This window comes from Calothrix sp. FACHB-168 (assembly GCF_963889195.1).
Lineage (GTDB): Bacteria > Cyanobacteriota > Cyanobacteriia > Cyanobacteriales > Nostocaceae > Aulosira > Aulosira anomala_A.
The window spans coordinates 1-21,231 of the sequence record NZ_CAWPNJ010000065.1 but is presented as its reverse complement, the minus strand read 5'-3'; the positions used below and the strand labels follow the sequence as shown (position 1 = coordinate 21,231).

Annotated in this window: 18 protein-coding genes and 2 pseudogenes; 9 read left to right on the top strand and 11 right to left on the bottom strand. The window is 41.9% G+C overall.

Going from position 1 to position 21,231, the window contains the following annotated elements; genetic code table 11:
• The first annotated feature begins 28 nt into the window (after positions 1–28).
• The 3 genes from AACW45_RS32030 to AACW45_RS32020 are packed head-to-tail and all read left to right on the top strand — an operon-like array spanning position 29 to position 1,396.
• Positions 29–865, top strand: a complete 837-nt coding sequence (locus AACW45_RS32030) for a DUF4351 domain-containing protein (RefSeq protein WP_190637040.1) — start codon at positions 29–31, stop codon at positions 863–865.
• Between the two features lie 52 nt (positions 866–917).
• Positions 918–1,139 (top strand): DUF4351 domain-containing protein, encoded by a 222-nt coding sequence (locus AACW45_RS32025; protein ID WP_190637039.1) that lies wholly within the window; start codon positions 918–920, stop codon positions 1,137–1,139.
• Positions 1,121–1,396 (top strand): DUF4351 domain-containing protein, encoded by a 276-nt coding sequence (locus tag AACW45_RS32020; protein WP_306415017.1) that lies wholly within the window; start codon positions 1,121–1,123, stop codon positions 1,394–1,396. The genes AACW45_RS32025 and AACW45_RS32020 overlap by 19 nt, the downstream gene beginning before the upstream one ends.
• Before the next feature lie 16 nt (positions 1,397–1,412).
• Here AACW45_RS32020 and AACW45_RS32015 read toward each other — a convergent pair whose 3' ends face one another.
• A complete protein-coding gene (locus AACW45_RS32015; protein ID WP_190637037.1) occupies positions 1,413–2,612 on the bottom strand; it encodes a restriction endonuclease subunit S in 1,200 nt (399 codons plus the stop codon).
• Positions 2,609–4,087, bottom strand: coding sequence for a type I restriction-modification system subunit M (locus tag AACW45_RS32010; protein ID WP_190637035.1), 1,479 nt, complete (start codon positions 4,085–4,087; stop codon positions 2,609–2,611). Before AACW45_RS32010 ends, AACW45_RS32015 begins: the two co-directional genes overlap by 4 nt.
• A 726-nt stretch (positions 4,088–4,813) precedes the next feature.
• Between AACW45_RS32010 and AACW45_RS32005 the strand changes: the two genes are divergently transcribed.
• Positions 4,814–7,207 carry an NACHT domain-containing protein gene (locus AACW45_RS32005; RefSeq protein WP_190637033.1) on the top strand — a complete coding sequence of 798 codons (2,394 nt, stop codon included), beginning with the start codon at positions 4,814–4,816 and terminating at the stop codon, positions 7,205–7,207.
• Positions 7,208–7,248: 41 nt separating this feature from the next.
• Here AACW45_RS32005 and AACW45_RS32000 read toward each other — a convergent pair whose 3' ends face one another.
• A complete protein-coding gene (locus AACW45_RS32000; protein ID WP_190637031.1) occupies positions 7,249–7,407 on the bottom strand; it encodes a hypothetical protein in 159 nt (52 codons plus the stop codon).
• 246 nt (positions 7,408–7,653) lie between these two features.
• On the opposite strand from AACW45_RS32000, the pseudogene AACW45_RS31995 reads away from it, so the two are divergent.
• A pseudogene (locus AACW45_RS31995) lies at positions 7,654–8,373 on the top strand (hypothetical protein); the annotation flags it as partial.
• Positions 8,374–8,538: 165 nt separating this feature from the next.
• Here the strand turns inward: AACW45_RS31995 and AACW45_RS31990 are convergent.
• The 3 genes and pseudogenes from AACW45_RS31990 to AACW45_RS31985 form a co-directional block, all read right to left on the bottom strand.
• A complete protein-coding gene (locus tag AACW45_RS31990; protein ID WP_190637029.1) occupies positions 8,539–11,376 on the bottom strand; it encodes a DUF3854 domain-containing protein in 2,838 nt (945 codons plus the stop codon).
• A 602-nt stretch (positions 11,377–11,978) separates the two neighbouring features.
• Positions 11,979–12,038, bottom strand: a pseudogene (locus AACW45_RS38510) (PEP-CTERM sorting domain-containing protein); the annotation flags it as partial.
• A 29-nt stretch (positions 12,039–12,067) separates the two neighbouring features.
• The gene (locus AACW45_RS31985; protein WP_190637027.1) at positions 12,068–12,298 is read right to left on the bottom strand and encodes a helix-turn-helix transcriptional regulator; all 231 of its coding nucleotides are present in this window, start codon (positions 12,296–12,298) and stop codon (positions 12,068–12,070) included.
• Between the two features lie 140 nt (positions 12,299–12,438).
• Here AACW45_RS31985 and AACW45_RS31980 point away from each other — a divergent pair, with 140 nt between their 5' ends.
• Both AACW45_RS31980 and AACW45_RS31975 read left to right on the top strand, forming a co-directional pair.
• Positions 12,439–12,912 (top strand): hypothetical protein, encoded by a 474-nt coding sequence (locus AACW45_RS31980; RefSeq protein ID WP_190637025.1) that lies wholly within the window; start codon positions 12,439–12,441, stop codon positions 12,910–12,912.
• 2 nt (positions 12,913–12,914) lie between these two features.
• Positions 12,915–13,271 (top strand): hypothetical protein, encoded by a 357-nt coding sequence (locus AACW45_RS31975; RefSeq protein WP_190637023.1) that lies wholly within the window; start codon positions 12,915–12,917, stop codon positions 13,269–13,271.
• A gap of 249 nt (positions 13,272–13,520) precedes the next feature.
• On the opposite strand, the gene AACW45_RS31970 is transcribed toward AACW45_RS31975, so the two are convergent.
• The 3 genes from AACW45_RS31970 to AACW45_RS31960 all read right to left on the bottom strand — a co-directional run bounded on the left by AACW45_RS31970 (position 13,521) and on the right by AACW45_RS31960 (position 16,800).
• Positions 13,521–13,928 carry a hypothetical protein gene (locus AACW45_RS31970; RefSeq protein ID WP_190637021.1) on the bottom strand — a complete coding sequence of 136 codons (408 nt, stop codon included), beginning with the start codon at positions 13,926–13,928 and terminating at the stop codon, positions 13,521–13,523.
• 157 nt (positions 13,929–14,085) lie between these two features.
• Positions 14,086–15,417: an Arm DNA-binding domain-containing protein gene (locus AACW45_RS31965; RefSeq protein ID WP_190637019.1), complete on the bottom strand. Its 1,332-nt coding sequence runs from the start codon at positions 15,415–15,417 to the stop codon at positions 14,086–14,088.
• A gap of 90 nt (positions 15,418–15,507) precedes the next feature.
• Positions 15,508–16,800 carry an Arm DNA-binding domain-containing protein gene (locus AACW45_RS31960; RefSeq protein ID WP_190637017.1) on the bottom strand — a complete coding sequence of 431 codons (1,293 nt, stop codon included), beginning with the start codon at positions 16,798–16,800 and terminating at the stop codon, positions 15,508–15,510.
• Between the two features lie 381 nt (positions 16,801–17,181).
• Here AACW45_RS31960 and AACW45_RS31955 point away from each other — a divergent pair, with 381 nt between their 5' ends.
• Both AACW45_RS31955 and AACW45_RS31950 read left to right on the top strand, forming a co-directional pair.
• Entirely contained in the window at positions 17,182–17,385 is a 204-nt protein-coding gene (locus AACW45_RS31955) for a hypothetical protein (protein WP_190637080.1), read from the top strand.
• 479 nt (positions 17,386–17,864) lie between these two features.
• Complete coding sequence (locus tag AACW45_RS31950; protein ID WP_190637015.1) at positions 17,865–18,005, top strand: hypothetical protein; 141 nt, start codon at positions 17,865–17,867, stop codon at positions 18,003–18,005.
• Between the two features lie 1,056 nt (positions 18,006–19,061).
• On the opposite strand, the gene AACW45_RS31945 is transcribed toward AACW45_RS31950, so the two are convergent.
• Positions 19,062–19,286 carry a hypothetical protein gene (locus AACW45_RS31945; protein ID WP_190637013.1) on the bottom strand — a complete coding sequence of 75 codons (225 nt, stop codon included), beginning with the start codon at positions 19,284–19,286 and terminating at the stop codon, positions 19,062–19,064.
• Between the two features lie 169 nt (positions 19,287–19,455).
• Positions 19,456–21,231 (bottom strand): HEAT repeat domain-containing protein (locus AACW45_RS31940; RefSeq protein ID WP_242045801.1); only part of this gene is annotated, 1,776 nt, incomplete at its 5' end.

Genomic DNA, 21,231 nt, shown 5'->3' with positions numbered 1-21,231 from the left:
AATTTTGGTGGTAAATGGGGTGTAAATTGTGAGTTTTGACAATGTTTGTAAGGTATTAGCTGAGAAATACCCAAGCGAATTTGTGAGTTGGTTACTGAGCGAAGCACCGACAAAAGTTAAGGTACTAAAGACCGAATTGAGTTTAGAACCAATCCGTGCTGATTCTGTGACTTTTCTGCAAACAGCCAATCGGATTTTACATATTGAATTTCAGACACGCACCATTTCAAATCCGCCGCTACCATTCAGGATGCTGGATTATTCAGTGAGGTTAATCCGGCAATATAATGTCCCTGTGACGCAGGTGGTGATTTTTTTGCAGGAGACAAGTAACGAAATCGCTTATACCGAAGAATATGTCAATGAGACGACAACTCACCGTTATCGAGTTTTGCGGATGTGGGAACAAGATTCAGCGATGTTTCTCGATAACCCGGCATTATTACCTTTAGCACCATTAACCCAAACAACTTCACCGCAAAGGTTGTTATCCCAGGTTGCCCAGAGTGTTGCTAGAATTTCCGATAGGAATACTCAACAGGATATTGCAGCTTACGCCGAGATTTTAGCTGGTTTGAAGTTTGAAAAGGAATTGATTCGGCAATTTTTAAGGGAGGATGTAATGCAAGAATCGGTAATTTATCAGGATATTTTACAGAAGGGACAGCAACAGGGACAGCAACAAGAAGCTTTTCGGTTTTTGATTCGTCAATTAACGAGACGTTTTGGTGAGATAGATGCATCGATAATTGAGCGGATTCGAGTATTATCTACTGAACAATTGGAAGTTTTAGGTGAAGAATTTGTGGATTTTTCTACAATCTCTGATTTGGTAGCTTTATTAGAACAACAGGAGAATAGTTGAAATATTCACCACAAAATCAGGAATTGATACGTCATTTTTCAACGAATATGCGATGCAAGAATCGGTAATTTATCAGGATATTTTACAGAAGGGACAGCAACAAGAAGCTCTGACTTTTTGTATGTCTTTACTTGAGGAACGCTTTGGTAATATTGATGCGTCAATTGTTGAGCAAGTTGAAGTTTTAAGTAAGGAACAGTTAGAAGCTTTAGGTAGGGCGCTTTTAAGAATTTCATCGATAGATGATTTAGTAAGTTGGCTACAGCAAATTTAATTCTTCAACTATCAAGCAAAGATGTGATGCAAGAGTCGGTAATTTATCAGGATATTTTCCAGAAAGGAATGCAACAAGAAGCCTTTCGGTTTTTGATGCTCCAGTTAAATCGACGTTTTGGAGAGATAGATTCGTCGATAATTGAACGGATTCAAGTATTATCTACTGAACAATTGGAAATATTAGGAGAGGAATCTATAGATTTTTCTGCAATATCTGATTTGTTAACTTTATTAGAACAGCAGGAGAATAGTTAAATTTTAATGCAATCGCTCAGAGTTCTCCCCTAAAGGCTTTTTGAAGTAGGGAGTTAAAGAGGTTGTTAATTTCTTCAAGTTGTTTTTTCTGCTTTTCAGCACGAATCTTAAGATTACGTTCTAACTGTAAGTAACTTTCTTGCTCCTTTAAAGGAGGCTTAATTAAATGTAAGTGACCTAAGCCTTCAGTATTAATGTTATAGTTTCCTGCTGTAGTCCGAGCTTCACGAACTACATGAGAGCGATAAGTTGGAAATGAGATAATATCCCGAATAAAAGCAGGGTAAAATTGAGCATTTGGTTTCAAGCGTGCGCGAATTAGGTAGGAAGCATACAAAGTATTACCATAATTCTCTTCAAACAATGCACACCGACCTATATATTCGGGATTTCCGTTTGTCCGAACGAATAGAATATCCCCCGGTTTTAAGAGGAGCTTAGATGTTTCTTTAGCTTCAAGTTCAGCATACTTCAAATCTTCCCAAGAAATTTCCTCACCAATAATGTTTGGTATTCTTAAAATAGGTAAATCACCATTCTTTTTCACATCATGACATTTCACTGAAGTTCCATAACGAAGCTCTGCAACTTGTGATTTTAAATTAACGACCTCCCACCCCTTTGGATTTGTAATAGGGTCGCCGAACATATCGAGGAAAGCCGATCGCAGTAATTCTTCTGTGAGTGCGATCGCTTCTTTGCGCTTCCGACGAACAGCATCAGCCTTGTCGAGAATGGCTGCAATACGGCGCTGTTCTTTCAGAGGTGGGAGGGGAATCTTATAACGCTTTAAAAAATCTGTTGGAACTCTTTTCTGTCCAGCAGTTCCTGTCATATTTCGCTCGGCAATACCACGAAAAATTGGATTCCAAAGCATATAAAAAAGATACCGCCCATCTATTTCAGAACTTGGACGAAGCACATGAAACTCAGTCGAACCAAATCCAATCTTGTGCGGAATGTCTTCGACAAAAACTGCTTTCCCATTTTCCATACAAGGGGTGATTTTTGCTAGTAAAACATCACCTTGCTCAAAGTATCGATAACCTTTAATAACTTCACCTATTGGACGCTCTTCAGGTATGGTGATCCTACCTTCCTCCGAGACTGCTGCCATCGGCAGAAAAGTCACCACATTGTCGAGTAAATTGCCAAGTTCTTTTGGAATTGTTGGATTTACGTCAGCTACTTTTCCAATCGCGACAAGTTGAATCATCCCAATAACTCCGCCAAAGCATCCAAATCCGCCCGAATTTCATCTTCTAAATCTCGCAGCTTCTGCAAAATCACCTTGGGCGGCTCATACTTCACTTCCTCATACTCAACTTCCTTATAGCGGTTAATCGACAGGTCATAACCATTGGCTTTAATCTCTTCCTTTGGCACAAAAAACGCCTTCCCCCTGCGGTCTGTATCCGTCTCAGGATTTCGCACCTGCCACCGCTGCAATAAATCGGGGATGTCGTTCTCTTCCACTGGCTGACGCTTATCATCCAGTGATAAACCATCCGCCTCCATATCGTAAAACCAAACGTAATCCGTCCCCCCTGCCCCGGTCTTGGTAAAAATCAGCACCGCCGTAGACACCCCGGCATAGGGCTTAAACACCCCGGAAGGCATAGAAATCACCCCATCCAGTTTATGCTCCTCTACCAACACCTCCCGCATCTTTTTATGTGCGGTCGAGGAACCAAACAGCACCCCATCCGGCTCAATTACCGCCGCCCGTCCGCCAATTTTCAACAGGCGCAAAAACAGGGCGATGAACAGCAGTTCGGTTTTAGTCGTCGAAATAACCTTAGTTAAATCCTTGGCAATGGTGGATTTTTCCAGTGACCCCTTAAACGGCGGATTTGCCAGAATCAGCGTAAATGCCTCAGTAATCCCGGCATGGTCTTCCGAAAGCGAATCCCGCGCTTCAATTTTGGGGTCTTCAATGCCGTGCAGCATCAGGTTCATGCTGCCAATCCTGAGCATGGTCGCGTCAAAGTCAAAGCCGTGAAACATTTCTTGATTAAAGTGTTCCCGGTTCCCTGGTGCATTGAGAATTAGATTGCCATCTCCATCTTTGCGATCGCGCAGGTACTCAGCTGCTGCGACCAAAAAGCCACCTGTACCACAAGCTGGGTCACAAATAATTTCTCTTGAACCCGGTGCCATCAACTCAACCATCATTTTAATAATATGGCGCGGGGTGCGAAACTGCCCATTAGTCCCTGCTGTGGTCAGCTTGGACAGCATATACTCATACAAATCGCCCTTGGTATCCCGGTCTTCCATCGGGATTTGGTCAATTTGTCCCACCACATTCGACAACAGTGCCGGGTTAGCAATCAAAAACACAGCATCCTTCATGTGGCGGACATAGGCGCTGTCTTCCCCGGTTTGCCCCAAAGTTTTGATGAATGGGAACGCCTCATCCCGCACAATTCGCAGCATTTCCTCGGAGTCGGTGAGGTTTTTAAAGTAAGACCAGCGACAGCGCTGCTGAGTCGCCGAGAAAGTCGGTTTACTAACGGGTCTACCTAACCTTTGCGCTTTCTTCTCCTGCGCCAATTCCAAGTCATCTAAGCGCTTGATGAATAACAGGTAAGAAATTTGCTCAATGACTGAAAGGGGATTACTAATCCCGTTATTCCAAAAAGTCGTCCAAAGGCGGTCAACCTTTGACCTCATCTCACCTGTGATCATCCAATTTACTCCAGAAGTCAGCGCCCTGTGTGCTTCCACAACAGCGCCGTATACGAAGACATTAATGCTCTGTAGATTCTACACTAGAGAATCTGTAATGCAGTGTTATTTAATCCTGAAGATTAGACATTACAGGACTTGAGAGTTGTTTGGCTAGATTCTCAGAAAAGTTTTGTGGAATTCAGTAAGTCAATACCTAAGTCAGGAAATCACCCGCCTAGCTTAGGTATCCAGCTAAAGAGAAGGGAATCTGTTGGGTTAGTACTGAGAAATAAATTACACTCCAGTTCCACAGAGCAATAAATAAGCCCCTGACGATGGCTGTCAAGGGCTTGCTCTAACCAGTTGTTAGACATAATGGGATGAAGACATCCCTATTGGCTACCTAATTCCTAAAAAAAATTGGATAACCACTCAAATATGTGGGCGATGACTTGCAAAATTGGTTGCCAAGATTTGATCAAAAACCCTAGTACCGCCAATACAATCGCTACAATTGGTTGCCAGAATCGGCATAGCTGCCTGATTCTCCACAGTAAAGATTTTCTTCTGGGATTTGGGCGGCGGGTGAGTGTGTGTCTGGGAAACTTATTCATTTGATACCTTTAAAGTCAGGGGTTAAACTGTGGTTGTCTTCAATTACCATCAGACCCCAGATTTCTTAACCCTTGGTCAGACAAAGGCGTTGGGGTTATGTAAGACTTATGTAAAAGTTGTGGTGAGTTAATGGCAAGGTCACAAAGGTCACTCCGAGCATCGACAGCAGGACTAGAAAAAGCTAAAAACGCATTTAAGCGGAAGGGGTGGACTCAAGATTACTTAGCTGGGGGTGTAGGATGTTCTCGCCAAACCATCAATAATTTTTTTGCTAGGAGAAATGTTGACAAGAACAAATTCCAAGCTATTTGCAATGAATTGGGCTTGGAGTGGGGAGAAATCGCCGAACTAGAAACTGGGGAAGAAAAACCCATCCTGCCAACAACAATTGATGCTTTAGTAAATCAGGTACGTGAAAAAGTCAGCGCAGACATCCAAAAGCGATGCGGATGGATGCGCGTCCTGGACATGACTAAGCCCATCGGTTTAAATGACATTTACACTGATGTCAACATTCTGGAGAAAATTACAGGACGCAGACGCTTAGAGATAGCTCAACTCTTAGAAAACTGCAACACAGAAGACTTTGAGCGCTTTGGATTAAATCAAGTGATAGAAAAGCGAGTTCCAGGGCTGACGGCTGTTGCAGAACACTCCAAACTAATGATTTTAGGAAAGCCAGGGGCAGGCAAGACAACTTTTTTAAAGCGGATAGCAATTCAATGTAATAATGGGCAATTTTTTGCAGATCATGTCCCGATTTTCATCACTCTCAAAGACTTTGCTGAAGCACCCCAGCAACCAGGTTTATTGCAATATATTAACGACCAATTTGCTCTTAATGATATCTCAGACCAAGAAATAATTAAAACGCTGTTGCGTCAGGGTTGGGCAATCGTGTTGCTTGATGGGTTGGATGAAGTTAAGCAAGCAGACAATGACCGGGTTTTAAGAGAAATTCGTGACTTTTCGACTCAATACGATGCCAATTCTTTTGTAATCACCTGCCGAATTGCGTCAAAGGAATATACATTTGAACAGTTTACTGAGGTTGAGGTTGCCGACTTTGAGGATAAGCAGATTGGGGAGTTTGCTACCAAATGGTTTCAGACTAAAGACCCAAAGAAAGCCCAACAGTTCATCCAAAAACTTAAAGAAAACAAGCGGATTAAAGAACTAGCAACCAATCCCTTGCTCCTGACACTGCTGTGCTTGCTCTTTGGCGAATCTACAGATTTTCCTTCTAATCGTTCTGAACTTTACCAAGAAGGTGTAGATGTATTGCTGAAAAAGTGGGATGGTACGCGCAGCATTGAGCGTGACCAGGTATACCAAAAACTATCTCTCAAACGCAAAGAAGACCTCCTCAGCAAGATAGCCTTAGAAACCTTTGAGGAAGGAAATTACTTTTTTAAAGAAAGGCTTGTGGAAGGATACATCAGTGATTACATCCAAAATCTACCTGATGCTCAAACAGATCCAGAAGCACTGCTACTAGATAGCAAAGCAGTACTAAAATCCATTGAAGCACAGCATGGACTACTAGTAGAACGGGCATGGAGAATTTATTCATTTTCCCATTTGACATTTCATGAGTTTTTTACCGCTAGAAATATCGCCTTGAGCCGTAATCCTCAGCAGATGTTTCAACAATTAGTTAGTCATATCACTGACAAACGTTGGCGAGAAGTCTTTTTGTTGACGGTAGGGATATTGCCTGATGCTGACGACCTCTTGCAGTTAATGAAACAGCGGATTGATGAACTCATAGCAAATGATGAAAGATTACAGGAGTTCCTCACCTGGGTTAGTCTAAAATCCAGTTCTGTGGGAGCGTCTTATAAAAGATCTGCTATTCGAGCCTTCTACTTCTTGCTATCCCACTCTCGCTCCCGCTCCCTCAACCGCTCCTTCGGACTCGACCTCGACCTCTACCTCGACCTCGACCTCTCCCACTCCCTCGAACTCTCTCTCGAACTCTCCCTCGACCTCGAACTCTCCCACTCCCTCGAACTCGACCGCTCTCTCGACCTCGACCTCGCCTGCTCCCTCGACCGTTCCCTCGACCACTCCCTCAACCGCTTCCGCTCCCTCGACTTCGATTTCGACCTCGAACGCTCCCGCTCCGTCTTCGTCTTCCTCGACCTCCCCGGCTCTCTCTTCATTTCCCTCGACCGCTCCCTCGACCGCTCCCTCGACCGCTCCCTCAACCCCAAATTGCAGTGTAAGCTGCAAGAACTCAAAAATCAGCTACCGGATAGAACCCAAGAAAACTTAGAAAAATTCCAACAGTGGTGGCAGACAAATGGTCAAGCCTGGACTGAACAACTCAGAACTGTGATCATTGAGCATCGCAATATTGGACATGACTGGCAGTTCAACAATGCCCAGCGGCAACTGTTGCAGCAGTACTATGACGCTAATAAGTTACTAGTCGATTGTCTCAATAGCGAATGTTACGTAAGCCGTTCAGTTCGCCAGGAGATTGAAGATACATTACTGTTGCCAGCAAATCGAACCTAACCCCCTTTGAACACTAATTTAACAATGGCGTTGTCTGTCGCTCAAATCCCTAGCCAAGGTCGGAGATTACCTCGCTTGACTTTAATTGTGCCACCAGATTTGATACGGCAGGTGATTTGACGACTACTGCTACCTGCTTCCCAAATCTCAACTCGTTCGCCGTTATAGTCTCCATCTCGATTAAATCCAGGTCGCCACATATTGTTAGCTGCATCTTTAATTAAGACCGCTCAATGCGATGGCAACAAGATGAATGTTATTCTCACTTAATGACACCCAATTACACCCATGTGTTAACCTGTACCTTGCCTTATTCACGGCACCTTGTCATCTCTGTGGGTACGATAGATAAATGCAGACTTTCCCTCACATGTTCGACTTAGACTCTTATGTCCTTCACTGAAGCTGTTCCTTCTCCTGTTTCCTCCAAGGAGACACATACGCCTATGACAGAAGATACAGATACTCCCCATGCAGGTGCGGATAATGAGTTTCAAGCACACTTTCAAGCGGTGGGGGTCATCGTAGGAGATGTTCATTTCTCTGAGTCAGGGAATACGATGACGATCGGGCAGACCTCCTACCCGCTGTTTTACATTACCAAAAAGCGCAAAGCATTTGAGTCGCTTAAACGTGAGATTGAAACCACAGGCAACCATAGGCAACGGCTCGTGGTCTACCCAAAGGTAATTCACTTTCCGAAGAAAGACCAGCCGCACGTCATTTCCTTCCAAGTAGTGGGCTTTGATATGGGAAGAGAAGCTCACGCGGTTTCAAGTGAGTTAGGAGACAATGAATTTAAACTTTCAGGATTGTGGCAGTTTATCCCCGTATGCCCTACGCCGTGTATTAGCGTGTTTCGTAATTTCACTCGTCAACGGCTAGAGTTTATGAAACAGGCGGAACCTTCCCAAAATGTGAAATTTATGAAGGCAAGTCATGTGCCTACGCTGTGGAAGGATGCACCAGTCAAGCCATTTCGGTTTAACCCTAAGGCAGAGGGAGACCAGGGGCAACCGGTGTTTGTGGCAATTAAAGCGAAATTTCTGCCACACCGAAATGTATTTGGCTTTGTGGAGATGTTAGCACCGCCGCAGGAGAAAGCCCCACGATTTCTTAAATTATCTAAAGATGATCAGGCGGCAGTGCAGGCAGCAAAAAAACAGAAGTCATAGGCGGATCGCCAAAAGAATTATTCTGTACCCTTGTCTACCTACTGTCTTTACCAATAGCTAATTCATCTTCAGATGCATGAGGAAGTCAGGAATTGTCTCAGCTGCATTTAAATTTGCCAGCGCCCATTATGGTGCTTATATGATATGCGCGTGTTATTACCCTCTCGGCTGTAACCAATCCATCCGTCCCACAGTATAAGTCCGCTCCACGAACACCCCACGTTTTTTAATATTCGCTTTTACCACCGCGTGAACGAAAACCCCTGCTTCAGCCACCACTTCCTGAATAACCCCATTGCGCCATCCATCAAAATCATCGTGCTGAAACCTTACCAACGAGCCTGAGCAAAGCTTAACTACCCAGGAAGGTACACCAGGCGTAGGTAATGCGGGTGGCACTGCTTCCTCAGGGAGGCAATCTCCTGATGTGTTGTTGGCTGACAACAAAACCACATCAGGGTTGTCAGAGGCTACATCCTTGACTATGCCGTGGTTTTCCTCATGGCTCTGACAACCCTGACAACCATTTTCTATTGTTATTGGAGAAGTTATGGCAGTCACAGGGGGAGCATGAGGCGGAAATTTAGGCGGCGAATTGTCACCGCTTTGAACAGAAGATAAATTATTGGGAATAATTTTTGTCAAAAGGTTGTCAGGGTTGTCAGAATCCTTGATTGGTAAGGATTTTTGGTTGTCAGTCTGGTTGTCAGCATGATTGTCAGTCGCCTGTACAAGGTTGTCAGAGATATGTGGTTCTGTTTCACGCCGGAGGCGAAGTCCTTGAAATCCCCGTATCCCTTGACTATTGCGGGTACGCTGGACAAACGGGTAGCTTAATACCTTTTGACACAGCTCTTCGAGTTCTGGAGAGAAATTCGTTAAACTTTTTCCTTGTAACCCCGTATGGCGACAAAAATGGTGATAAGAACCAAATAGTGTACTTAATTCTGGGGTATATCCGCCTTCTCGCCACTCATCTTTATTCTTGCCAACGGCGGTAAATGCCTGAGGATCACAGACCACACACTCTTCTAACCACGCTACAATCGAATCTTGGCGTTGCGCCATCTCCCAGTAGGCAGGAGCAACCGCACCACTGGTGGGGCGCTCATCCCGTAGCACTTGGTCAATACGCTCATTGGAAATGCTTAACAGGTAGCGAGTAAACGCAGCAATCTCTGGGGCAAACTCTACATCTAAATTTCGTTCTTTTGTCGGCTGGTGATTGCAGTTGACGACAATCGCCCGGCGCTTCATCCAGCTTCCCGCCCCTAAAAGCGCGGGTGCATTTGCTGTAATCAGTGCTAATCCTTGAAAGATAAAGTTAAAGCCGTCCTTGTACAGCCGCTTGGCGGTGATGTCATCTTGCCCAGTTAAGTTTTTAAATAGCTGTAACCCGCCAGTGACTTTATCTTGGTCAGCAAACACGGCTAAGGGTTTTCCTACTAACCGCGCACAGTCATTTTTATCGTTTAAGCTTTCAATTTTTCCCGCCCAGACGTTTCGCTCGCCGATGACTGCTTGCAGTAAACGAGTGTAGGTGCCTTTGCCACTGCCGCCTGTGCCCACAAGGTACAAGAATTTCTGCAAATCGTACCGCCCCCGTATCACCGCCGCCGCAAAGCAGAGCAGCATCTCCCGATCTCTTTCATCTTTCCACGCCTCCTCAAACCAGGCGCGAATTGTTCCCCAGTCTGCCATCAGCGAGGTTTCATACTGGCGCGGCAAACACCAGGTGAGACGATTCTGGGGGGAATGCGGTGCAAAAACTACTGTATCAATAGATACGACCCCATCTTCAAAAGGCAACACCCCTTTGCGTTCTTCCCAGGTAAAAGTTACCAACTCCCGGCTTAAGAATTTACGAATATTCGTAATGTAAGCATCAGTACCATAACCCCGAATCCCACGCGCCTTTAATACATTGTGAATTAATGTGTCTACGTAGTGGTCGTCTACCATCCCCCACACCCCTGCCTGGGTTAACTCATATTTGAGCCAGGTGCGGTGGGCATTGTTCCACACAATAATGTCGCGGTAATCTTCGACAATCTCTGCCGCCAGAATATCCGCTTTCGGAATAGGAGTTGGCTGATCAGACCTGGCACGGGAGGTAAACTGGCGCTCCAGCAGCGATATCGCCTTCGCGTAGGCGGCATCAAATGCACCACTGCCCTTTTCTATGATAAAATCATCCATGCCTTTGCCGTCTTCTTCACCTCTCCATATAATATCCGCCGCAACACATCCTACGGTAGAAAGCGCCTGTCGTAGCCGCTTTTTGCCATGCGCTACGGCTCGAATAGCCGTTGGCTTGGTGTCGCGGTCAAAGGCAAACAGCCATTGCTGGTCAAAGGTGGCAAACTGCTCTAAGTCTTTGATTAAGTAAGGCTCAACGGTATGCTGTTCCTCATCTTTGGTAGAAACCCCACAAGTGCAGCCGTACAGGGCAATCGTAATGTAGCCATGCGATAAGCCGCTTAATCCCTTTTTTCCGCCTTCGGTGAGCAGGCGTGGTACATTTACCCCTTTCACCCACTCCCAAAAACTGCCATCTTCTGGTACGGAGATCCCAAAGCGATCGCCAATCCGCCGACGAATTGTTGGTGGCACTGGGGGTAAAAATGCGCGATCTCCATTAGCCGTCGGTGCAAAGTAGCGGTAGTGACGTTGCTTGTCTTCATCCCAGACACTCACAACTGCTTGCCACAATGAGCCATCTTCATTCATCAGGAATGCGGCGTACAGTGTCCCATTCGCTTTAGCCCCAAAGCGAGTATAATGCCAGCCTAAGGCATCGTGAATAGGGGTTTCTACATCGTTGCCGTCAGTCAGCTCTATGTCTTGATGAAAAGTAACGCAAGCGTCAAATAATGCAGCGTCAATGCCGCTTTTTTCGATAAATGTCCTGCGAATATATGCCTTAAATCCCTCAAAACTCTCAAAAGCAGCGGATGCATTAGGTGCAGGGTGTAGTGTGGAAAATGCGGTCATTTCATCTCCTTTCTTGCACACCCAAGCGCTTTGGAGTAGGAAATGCTAGTCTCTTAAATCGTAGTCATGTGAAGAAGGAAAATCTTAGTCTTTGTCCCTGATTGACCGCTATATCTTTGAAAAAAAGAAAGGCAAGGTACGCTATCGGCGTGCAACTTGATAAAAGACAAAGAAAAGAAAATCGCTTTTTACTCCTTCATTGCTACAATATAATAAGAAATAGCATACCAACGAGTCAGCACTCGTGTATGCAAGTTTTTTATCGAATGAGTTTAGATCTAAGTATAACTCCAGAGGGATTTTTCCGATGGGGTTATATTCATATTTGGGGCTAAATGTTTCTCAGATCAGAAGAGGAAGTGCCTCAGAAATGGCGAAATTCTTGGAAATAGTTCCAAAGACTTAAAGAAACCTGAAGAATTCAAGAAGAGTGTATAACCATTGCAAAATCAGGATTCTCATTCGTCTCAGATAAATCAGACTGATTTAGACTTTTTAAATTCTCTCTCACCGAATGAGAGGGAAAATTTTAATAAGAAGAAAGCAGCAGCACTCAAAAATCCCTCAGTGCAAATACGCCTCAATTTATTTGAGGCGTAATTTTACTTTTGGCGATCGCCGAAGCCTAAAGCTGTGACTAAGCCGAGTATAGTGGTGGGTTCGGTGCCTTAACCCTAGTAAAAGATTCGCATTACCCAGATTCCTTTTCTCCAGGTAACTCATCTGCCAACTCTTCAAGTGAGCAATTTAATACCCTGCAAAGCGACATAGTTTCTTTTGGAGATAATTTGGGGATTCTGACACCATTTTCCCAATTGCTGACAGTTTGGACTGTCAGCCCCATAGCTTCTGCTACTTGCCTTTGAGTTAACCCGGCTCTAGCTCTCAGCCGCATGATTACATCGCCATATTTTGAACTCATTACCTCACTTATATAACAGTAATTATATAACGATAGTTGACATATATATAACGCTCGTTATAGTATTAAACCACAGAAAAAGCGACTACCACCGACCAAAGTAGAAGCCGCTATTTCTGTTCCATTTGGATATTCACATTATGACCAAATTTCAAACCAAGCTTCAACAGGCTAGTGCTGTTGGAATATCAATTGCGCTGTTTTGTTCAACTTTGTCGCGCCCAGTTAATGCTAACCCTGCGGTAATACTTGCACCTGCCGCTTTTTGTGCAGGTACAGCAGGAGTGGGATGCATTTTGATTGGGACGGCGGTAGTAGGTGGGGTCATCTACTATGTCTGGCAAACCAAGGACGGACGAAATTATGCAGCAGATGCTAATGGACAAGTAAATAATTCTGAAAGATTGATTGGCACAACAGTTTTTGAAACCAGAGAAATCTCTGGAATTGAAGCTGCCAAACTAGGAAATGCTCATTGGGTAGCTGGAGATTTCAAACAATGCTACAAGATGGCAAAAAAGAATGGATGGGTAGTTAAAGACCATAGAGCGGCGATTGGTGGTGGAACCTGGTGCATTTTTGAAGGTAAACAAACCAGCTTTGGGAGTGATTAATAATGGATACAGATATTCAAGAGTTGCGTGAATGTTTTGAAGATGCTTCTCTCTATCTTTACATGGCGCTAGAAGGCGTTGAAATTTCATCAAATGAGCCATTGATAGGGCAAAAAACCTCTTTGCTGTTACGTCACGAAGCAGACTATACTCCAAAGCGAAAGCATCCTTATATAGGGCAAAGACTGGAGAATTTCACAATTACAAATCAAGCCACAGGTGAGTATATCTCCAATCATTCAGACTGGGTTGTGTTCAGTGTCCAAAAATTTCTGTCCGCCAGCGGAGATAGTAACGGAACACTCAGAGAAATAGTCATTGCTTGGTGCAGAAAAGAACCTGTTGCAGAAAACAGTTAAACCTATTTTCATCTCATAAGCGAGTTTTCAGCCTGCATATATGCAGGCTTTTTTATGATTGTTGAACTTAGATATAAGACATCTCCGAAAACTCTCAAAGCTTTGCTGTAACTAGCTCACAAGATGCAAGTGCAAGCATCGCTAACTAGCTAGTCAATATGAGAAAATAAGGCTTTGAGATATTTCTTGATAAGAAAAAGGTAAGAATATCTAGTTATATGCGTTGATTTTAGCCTGATGGTAAAGGGTTTATTTTTTATGCTTAAATGAACAATTATTAAGAATACCCCCGGAGTTTAAATGTTTTTCTACAATCCCATCATATGGATCTAAAGATTTACAAATAAGAACTAAAGGTTGTACATATCTATCTAGCTCATCGTCCATCAACATATGATTAGAAAAATTTTGACTCTTGCCAAATAAACTAGCTTTATTTGACCAGGATTTTATATAGACTTGGCTCTTTGGAGCTAAACTCCAGAGAGTAGAAATTTTTAATTTCTTGAATTGCTGTGGATGTCCACTAGCAGCAAATACAGCTATTTCCCATATTGGAGGATTACTATCAGCTATTTGATAATTAGATAGGGTGTAAATTGTTGGGAGTTTTTGACCTTCTGCCAAGGGCAAGATCATATCAACTATGAATGACATAAACTAATGTCCTGTGTATTACAAATATTTCTGTTCTTTCAAGTTATTGCAAAACAAGATAATTGTGAATTTAGTTAATAATTATCCTGTTATATCTTAACAATCTAAGATGTAGACTATGGTAGATTTAGCTACAAATGCTTAAGGTGCAAACAAACTACAAATCAATCTTTTTGTCAATGTTGTTAAGGTGTGCTGCCTGCATTTTTTTGAAACTTAACTCTGCTTCCAGTTGAGCAATGCGAAGCTCGGCTTTATTTAATTCAGCTTCTAATTGGCTAATTGATAATCCTCCGTTCTTAATTTTCTCTAATTCCTCTATGCGGCTTAGTCCTGCTTCATAAACAATAGAGTGTGAATTGTCAGTCCAATATTTTTGGTAAGTTTGTGTGTGTTCATTTAAAGTATGACCCATCCATCTTGCTAAATCATCGCTCTCATATCCAATTTCACGTCCCCGAATAGCATATCTGTGTCGTAGATCATAAGCGTTAAAGTTCACTCCCTTGAGTTTTAATCTCTCCCCAAAACGGTCTGCAAGTGTTCGGATTCTTGCATGAAGAATCTCTCTCGATTCATCCAAATACTTTGTTTTAGGATTGGCGATGTCGAAAAGCTCTACCCAAATTAATGGCAGTGGGTAAACAATTCTAGAACCAGTTTTAGTTCCTCCAGTAATTTTTTCATTAATATATAGAGGAAAATATGGAGGTTGAAAAGATTTCCCATAATCTATTGCTAACACTTCATGAGGTCTTAAACCGTAAGTAGCAATCACTGCCAATATCCAACCCCAGGATGCTGCATTACCTATATGCTTCTTGTTACACCCTTTGCGTTCAACTTTCATTTTGTACCAAGCATCTATAATTTCTTCATCACTTGGTAAGACTCGCACTTTTGGTTGATAACCTGAAGTTATCCCTTCAGCAAATTCATATTGAAATTTAAAACAATTAAAAAAAACTTGGAAAGCAACTACTGTCCTCATTCTATTACAAGAACCAGCTTCAGTTGAATAGATTGCCTGGTCAATATTTTCTTTAGATAAGTAAAAATCAAAATTATCTTGAAATTGGAAAGCCCTGATAATAAAACCTTTATATTGAGAGATAGTATCTTTAGATTTTCTAGTTTTTTTATGTTTGTAGAAATATTTTGCTTCAAAAGCGTCTAACATTTCTCTAAAAGTTAGATTTTTTGTTTCAGACTCATCCGTATTATTGGCTGGTTTTTTAGAATTAGGTCGGTACTTATCTAAAGTTAAATCAAATTTATCGTAATTAATATCTTTTTGAATCTCTTGTAGTTTAACTTCTGCTAAATTCCAATTATCTGGTGTATTAATCAATCCCAAATTTAAGTATTTTTGCTTGCCTAAATAAAGATGTCTGGGAAGTTGGATACGTAGATATTTACCATTTGTTTGAATTTTAGCAGTACCTTTAGATACACGAGTATTGTTTGGGATTGAATTAATTTTTTTCATTAGTTTTCTCAAAAAATAGGTGAATTGATTTTAGTAGTTCAATTTACTACTTCTTATTTGTCTACACAGGATTAAAAATTCATCAACAATTCAATAATTGAGCAACTCAGCTTCTAGTTCCGCAATGCGGAGCTTGGCTTTTTCTAACAAAGCTTCTAATTCCCTATAGGAGCGATTTTGATTCTGAATTGTTTCTGATTTCTGCATACCATGCAGACCTTTTTCATAAACTATGACATGTGAATCATCATCCCAATATTTTTGATAGGTTTGTGTATGTTCTTTGAGACTATGCCCCATCCATTTCGCTAAATTATCTATCTGATATCCAAGCTCACGCCCTCGGATTGCATATCTATGCCGCAGATCATAAGGTTGAAAACCTACATTTTTAAACCTCATTCTCTCCGCTAAGCGCTCTGATAATTTATTTAATTGCGCCAAGAAAAAATCTTTCTTTTTTTCCAAATAGCTAGTTTTAGGATTAGCAATGTCGAAAATATCTACCCATTCTAATGGCAGTGGATAAGCAACTCTTGAACCAGTCTTGGTTCCTTCAGTTAATTTCTCATCAATATATAAACAGTAATGTGGAGGTTGAAAAGATTTTTCATAATTTATTGCTAATACTTCGTGAGGTCTTAAACCGTAGGTAGCAATCACTGCCATTATCCAACCCCAAGACTCTGCATTACCTCTATGTCTTGAATGAGAAAAATTTTCTACTTGAATTTTATGCCAACCCTCTTCAATTTCTGCATCTGTTGGCAATTTTCTCTCTTGTGGTTCGTAACCCTTTGCTATACCTGATTCAAATTGATAATCAAATTTAAAACACTTGAGGAAAACTCTTAAAGAAGCTACTATGTCTTTTCTTAAATGAGTACCAGCGTCTGTTAACTCTATCGCTTTATCAATAGATTTTTTGGATAAATAAAAGTCTAAATTTTTTTCAAACTTAAACGCTCTAATGACCACTTCTTGATGGTGGTTAAATGTACGCTGCGATTGTCTAGTTTTTTTACGTGTCCGAAAATATCTAGTTTCAAAATCTTCTAACATTTGCCTCAGGGTCAGTTGTTCAAAGAGTTCCTTACTCTGAGTATTTGGAGTCTCGACTTTATTCTGATGACCAGGACGGTATTTCTCTAAAGAGGTATCAAATTCTTTGTAGTCAATATCTTGTTGAATCTCTCGCAGTTTTACTTCTGCTCTAGTTCGGTTTTCTGGCGTATCAGCTAATCCCAAACTTAGATACTTGCGCTTACTTGGGTAGAGATGCTTAGGGAGAGCAATACGTAGATACCCACCGTTTGATTGAATTTGAGCTTTACCTACAGTCCATGAAGCAGAATGATTTTTGCTAGAAGTACGATTTTTCAAGGGTTCAGCCTTTGTATTCAAAGTGTAGCCACAAGCAGATCACAATCTCAAAACAGATGAAAACAAATAAGTAAATATACTTAAGTTCTCTACGGTATACCAGTGAATACCGCTGCTGATCTGGCTGCTTTATTTGGCATTATAGCATCGTTTCCGTCCATCGCATAATCGGGTAATTTGACTAAAGCCTTTATATAGCAACAGTTTTATAGATTATTTTTGAAGGTGTTTTGCATTTTGTATTCAATTTGTAGCAGCACATGAATACTTTATGCATTGCTTCACTGGTATACGAGTGAAAGTACTTGCTATATAAGCTTGAGAGCGAAATTGGGTTAATAATAGTGTGTATTCAATTTGTAGCTACTCAGTGGTATACCAATGAAAAAAAACAAATTAGACAATCTCAAACACTTTGAGCCAATGGGAGATGAGTCACTGGCTAAGCAGCCACTTTGCGTCAAGGTACCAGTAAAAATCGATTCAGCTATTAGAGCGCTGCCCAATAAATCCGATTGGCTAAGGAGGGTAATTACTGATGCCGCATTTAAGGAAGGTCTTTGCTCTGAAGAATCCTTAGAATAGATGTTGTTGAGCGCATTTAAGGCTTGCTTAATTGGTGTCGGCGTTTAAGTAAGGATTATGAAAGGCTACCCAAAACCTGAGAAGCATTTATCTATATTGCTATGATTCGTATTATGGTCAGACGACTGGCATGATTTTAACTGGTTTTGACTTTTCAAACATCCTATAAAGCCTTTATAAGATTATCAGTATATTATTGCTAAAATTCGTTTTTAGGTTATGATAAAAATCTATCAAATTTCTCTAAATTTCAGTAATTATTGTGATATGCCAGTGAGGACAACAGGTACTAAATAACTAGTGAAAATTCGGAAGTCACAGATAGTAGAAATATGGCACTATCTTTTTAAAGAGATATAGTTATTTAACTGTGCATCCATGAGCATTGATATATGTAGTTTGTATACTAGAGCTTTACTCAAAGTAAGGCTATAAGGTTTATCTTGGTATACAAACTTATAGTTTAATTAGGGAAAAATATGCCTTCACTTTTAACTATTTTATTAGCTATTGCAGCACCAATTATTGGATTATTTACAGCTGGAGGAATTGGAGCAGGAGCAGGAATCGCAATAGATATTACTCTAATAATTGCTATTAGCATAAAAACTATGCGCTAAACAAATGAGGTATTTCTGGGTATCCGCCGAGAGGTAGAGTCGAGGGGAATGGCAACATTCCCCTCGACTCTACCCCTAGATGGGGTGGATCTAGGTAGTGAGCCGAGATATGAGTAAAAACCTGCAAGATGGTCTGGAAACTCCTGTTATATATAGGGTTCAGGCATTTTTAAGTAAAATTGACTCTAGAGCGCAAATATAAGGTATATATTGCTACTTTCCTTGGAGTATTTATTAATTTTGTTTACAGGTTTTATAGCAAGGACGATGAGTATCTTTCGCAGTCAATTGTCTGAAACTCTTATAAATAAAGGATTATAGCCCAAAGCATTAGCCTTTTACCACAGAGTATTTATTATTCTCTGTGGTAGGCGAAAAGCAATTATTGACCCTCAGACTGCAAGTATCTTCTCTCAAAATCCTACTTTCGCCTAAAAAACGCTCAAACTTATATACAGCAAGGCTTTTCAGTCTATCTTGCTGCTTTTTACTTGTATCTCGGCTCAATACCGATCTAGCGAAGACACTGTTGGCGAATTCGGAAAAGACCTATGTGAGGTTAATCGGTTCAGGAATAAAACGATTAATTTACATTTCCTTACCGTGTAATACATGGCGAAGGATAATACTTGCGATGACTGCCCAATTTTTGAGTGTCTGTTGAGCAACCATGTATTACAGCGTAAAGCCAAATCACCTCTTGAAATGTCAATTTTCAACCGTGTATTACATGGTTATGGGTATTTAAGGATTGCTCAAGCAGGTTTTGGTTGCAATTGCTTGAAGCGAGAAACACGAGTTTTGGCAATAGGTACGTCGTTTAACCAAGTGTGATTTGAACCATGTCTTGACCAAACGGTCAAGACATACTTCATAACCCCATAGGACAACATATAGGTTCTTGGCAACTTTTGGTGATCTCGCTTGGGGAAGGCAGAGGGCAGACGGCAGACGGCAGAAGGAAGAGGAAGGAAAAATTTCCACAATTAAAGCAATGCAAGGATTATAGAACATCTGCATCACGAGAAAGCCGTAAGCGATCGCCCCTTGAACTCACTAATCCCATGCCCGGATAAGAAAACGTTTTAAAACCTTCTGCCATCTGCCTCCTGCCTTCTGCCTTAAAGTGCGTAAGCTTTCATCATCACCAAAATCTGACAAGAACCAAATTATCGTTCTAAGCCCCAAACTTAAGCGAGGTAAAGATGTATAAAATATATTCAGTGTTTGTCCAACGTTTTTATTGGGTTTAAAGGATGCAAAATTTTGGGACTTACGCATAGCTTTATGCTTCCATTTTGAGTCAAAGGACAAGTTATACTTCCAATGTTAGGACTTACTGACAATCCAGTAACGCAACAATAAGGGTTTCAGATATTTAAAGACTCGGTTATGCTTCCAGACCCTGAAATCTTTTGGGTATAGTGACACTCCTACCTGTGTACTTTAATTAATCTAATCCGGTTCTTTGATGTCGGGATTCTAATTCAATTACTTGTCGGCGTTTTTCTTCCAATTCAATCTGCAAATCTACTGGAATCCTGATTCCATAGGAAGCAGCTTGTTCTTCTAAAATAGCTAATGCTCGTTTTGCTCTTGTGAGTGCAGGTGTGACGACTTCGCGATCCCTCATGATTTCGGGTGAGTCTGGGGTTGAGTTTGGTAGTCCTTTTCCGCCGCGCAACATAGCAATGGGGAAATCTTCTATTGCTACATCAAAAAATGGCGTTTGTTCTTTTCTAAACAGGGTTCTAGCGCTTTCTGGCACAGTTTTAACCAAATGATTGATGAGGTTTGAGAGCATAACTGTGGTGTCTCCTGGTTTGTTAGCGGCTCCCTGCAATGCTTCAATGAGATGATAAGTGTAGACGCTCATGCTACGATCAGGGCGGATGTAAGAACTCTGATTTGCCCTGGATGATGTAAATATTGCCATTCCTTCACCGTGCTTCAAGTCATCTATAACACCCTTGGGTAAGGCTGTGGCGGTAAAATCCGCAGGTAGTTTGCCTTTGGAAGTAGCCATACCTTCTGCATGAGGGCTATCAATTACTACCCACAACCGCTTTGCTTGAATTTTTCGCAAGGCTTGTGTAAATTCTGGGGCAGATAGGGCGGTGTTAGCAATATCTGAGGATTTGAAGTCATGTTGCAGCAAGTAATAACACTGGCTTGCTAGGTCAAAGCATCCCTGACCGGAGTAATAAACTACTATTGTGGCATTGCGATCGCTTGCTGCTTTTTCTTGTAACCAGGTTAATCCAGCGATAATTGCGCTACGTGTTGTCTGCTCATTCTGCAATAAGCGAATATTTGCGGGATCATAGGCACACAAATTTGCATCGGTTAGCACAGTTTGTAGTGCTTGCACATCTTTGACTGTAACGGGTAATGACCATTTTGGTTCGGCTGTTCTACCAACTCCAATTAACAAAGCATAACCGTGGGCAAACAGATGAGTATTTTTCAACGAAGAATCAGGAATTAACTCTTCTAATGGAAGAATAGCAGTGGGATTATTAAAAGCTATTTTAGCTAAACTCTCTGCTGCCTGTCTGCGAATATCTTCAGATTGAGAATCACGAATTAGCTCTTCTAATGCAGTGATAGCAGTGAGATTACCAGGCTTTGTTTGTCCTAAACTTTCTACTGCTTGTACTTTAGTATAATTATCTACCTTTGAATCACGGATAAGTGCTATTAGCCCTTCGATGGCTGTTTGATTACCTGGGTCGATTGTGCCTAAGCTTGATGCTGCCTGCAAAAGGGTATCCTCATCCACATCAGGTGATTGCAGCAGTTGCACTAAGGCAGCGATCGCATCAGGGTTGCCTGTGCCAATTTTCCCTAAGCTCTGTGCTGCCTGCAAAAGGGTGTAGTTATCCACATCAGGTGATTGCAGCAGTTGCACCAAGGCAGCGATCGCATGTTGATTCCCTGGGTCGATTTTCCCTAAGCTCTGTGCTGCCTGCAAAAGGGTGTCCTCATCCACATCAGGTGATTGCAGCAGTTGCACTAAGGCAGCGATCGCATCAGGGTTGCCTGTGCCAATTTTCCCTAAGCTCTGTGCTGCCTGCAAAAGGGTGTAGTTATCCACATCAGGTGATTGCAGCAGTTGCACCAAGGCAGCGATCGCATGTTGATTCCCTGGGTCGATTTTCCCTAAGCTCTGTGCTGCCTGCAAAAGGGTGTCCTCATCCACATCAGGTGATTGCAGCAGTTGCAC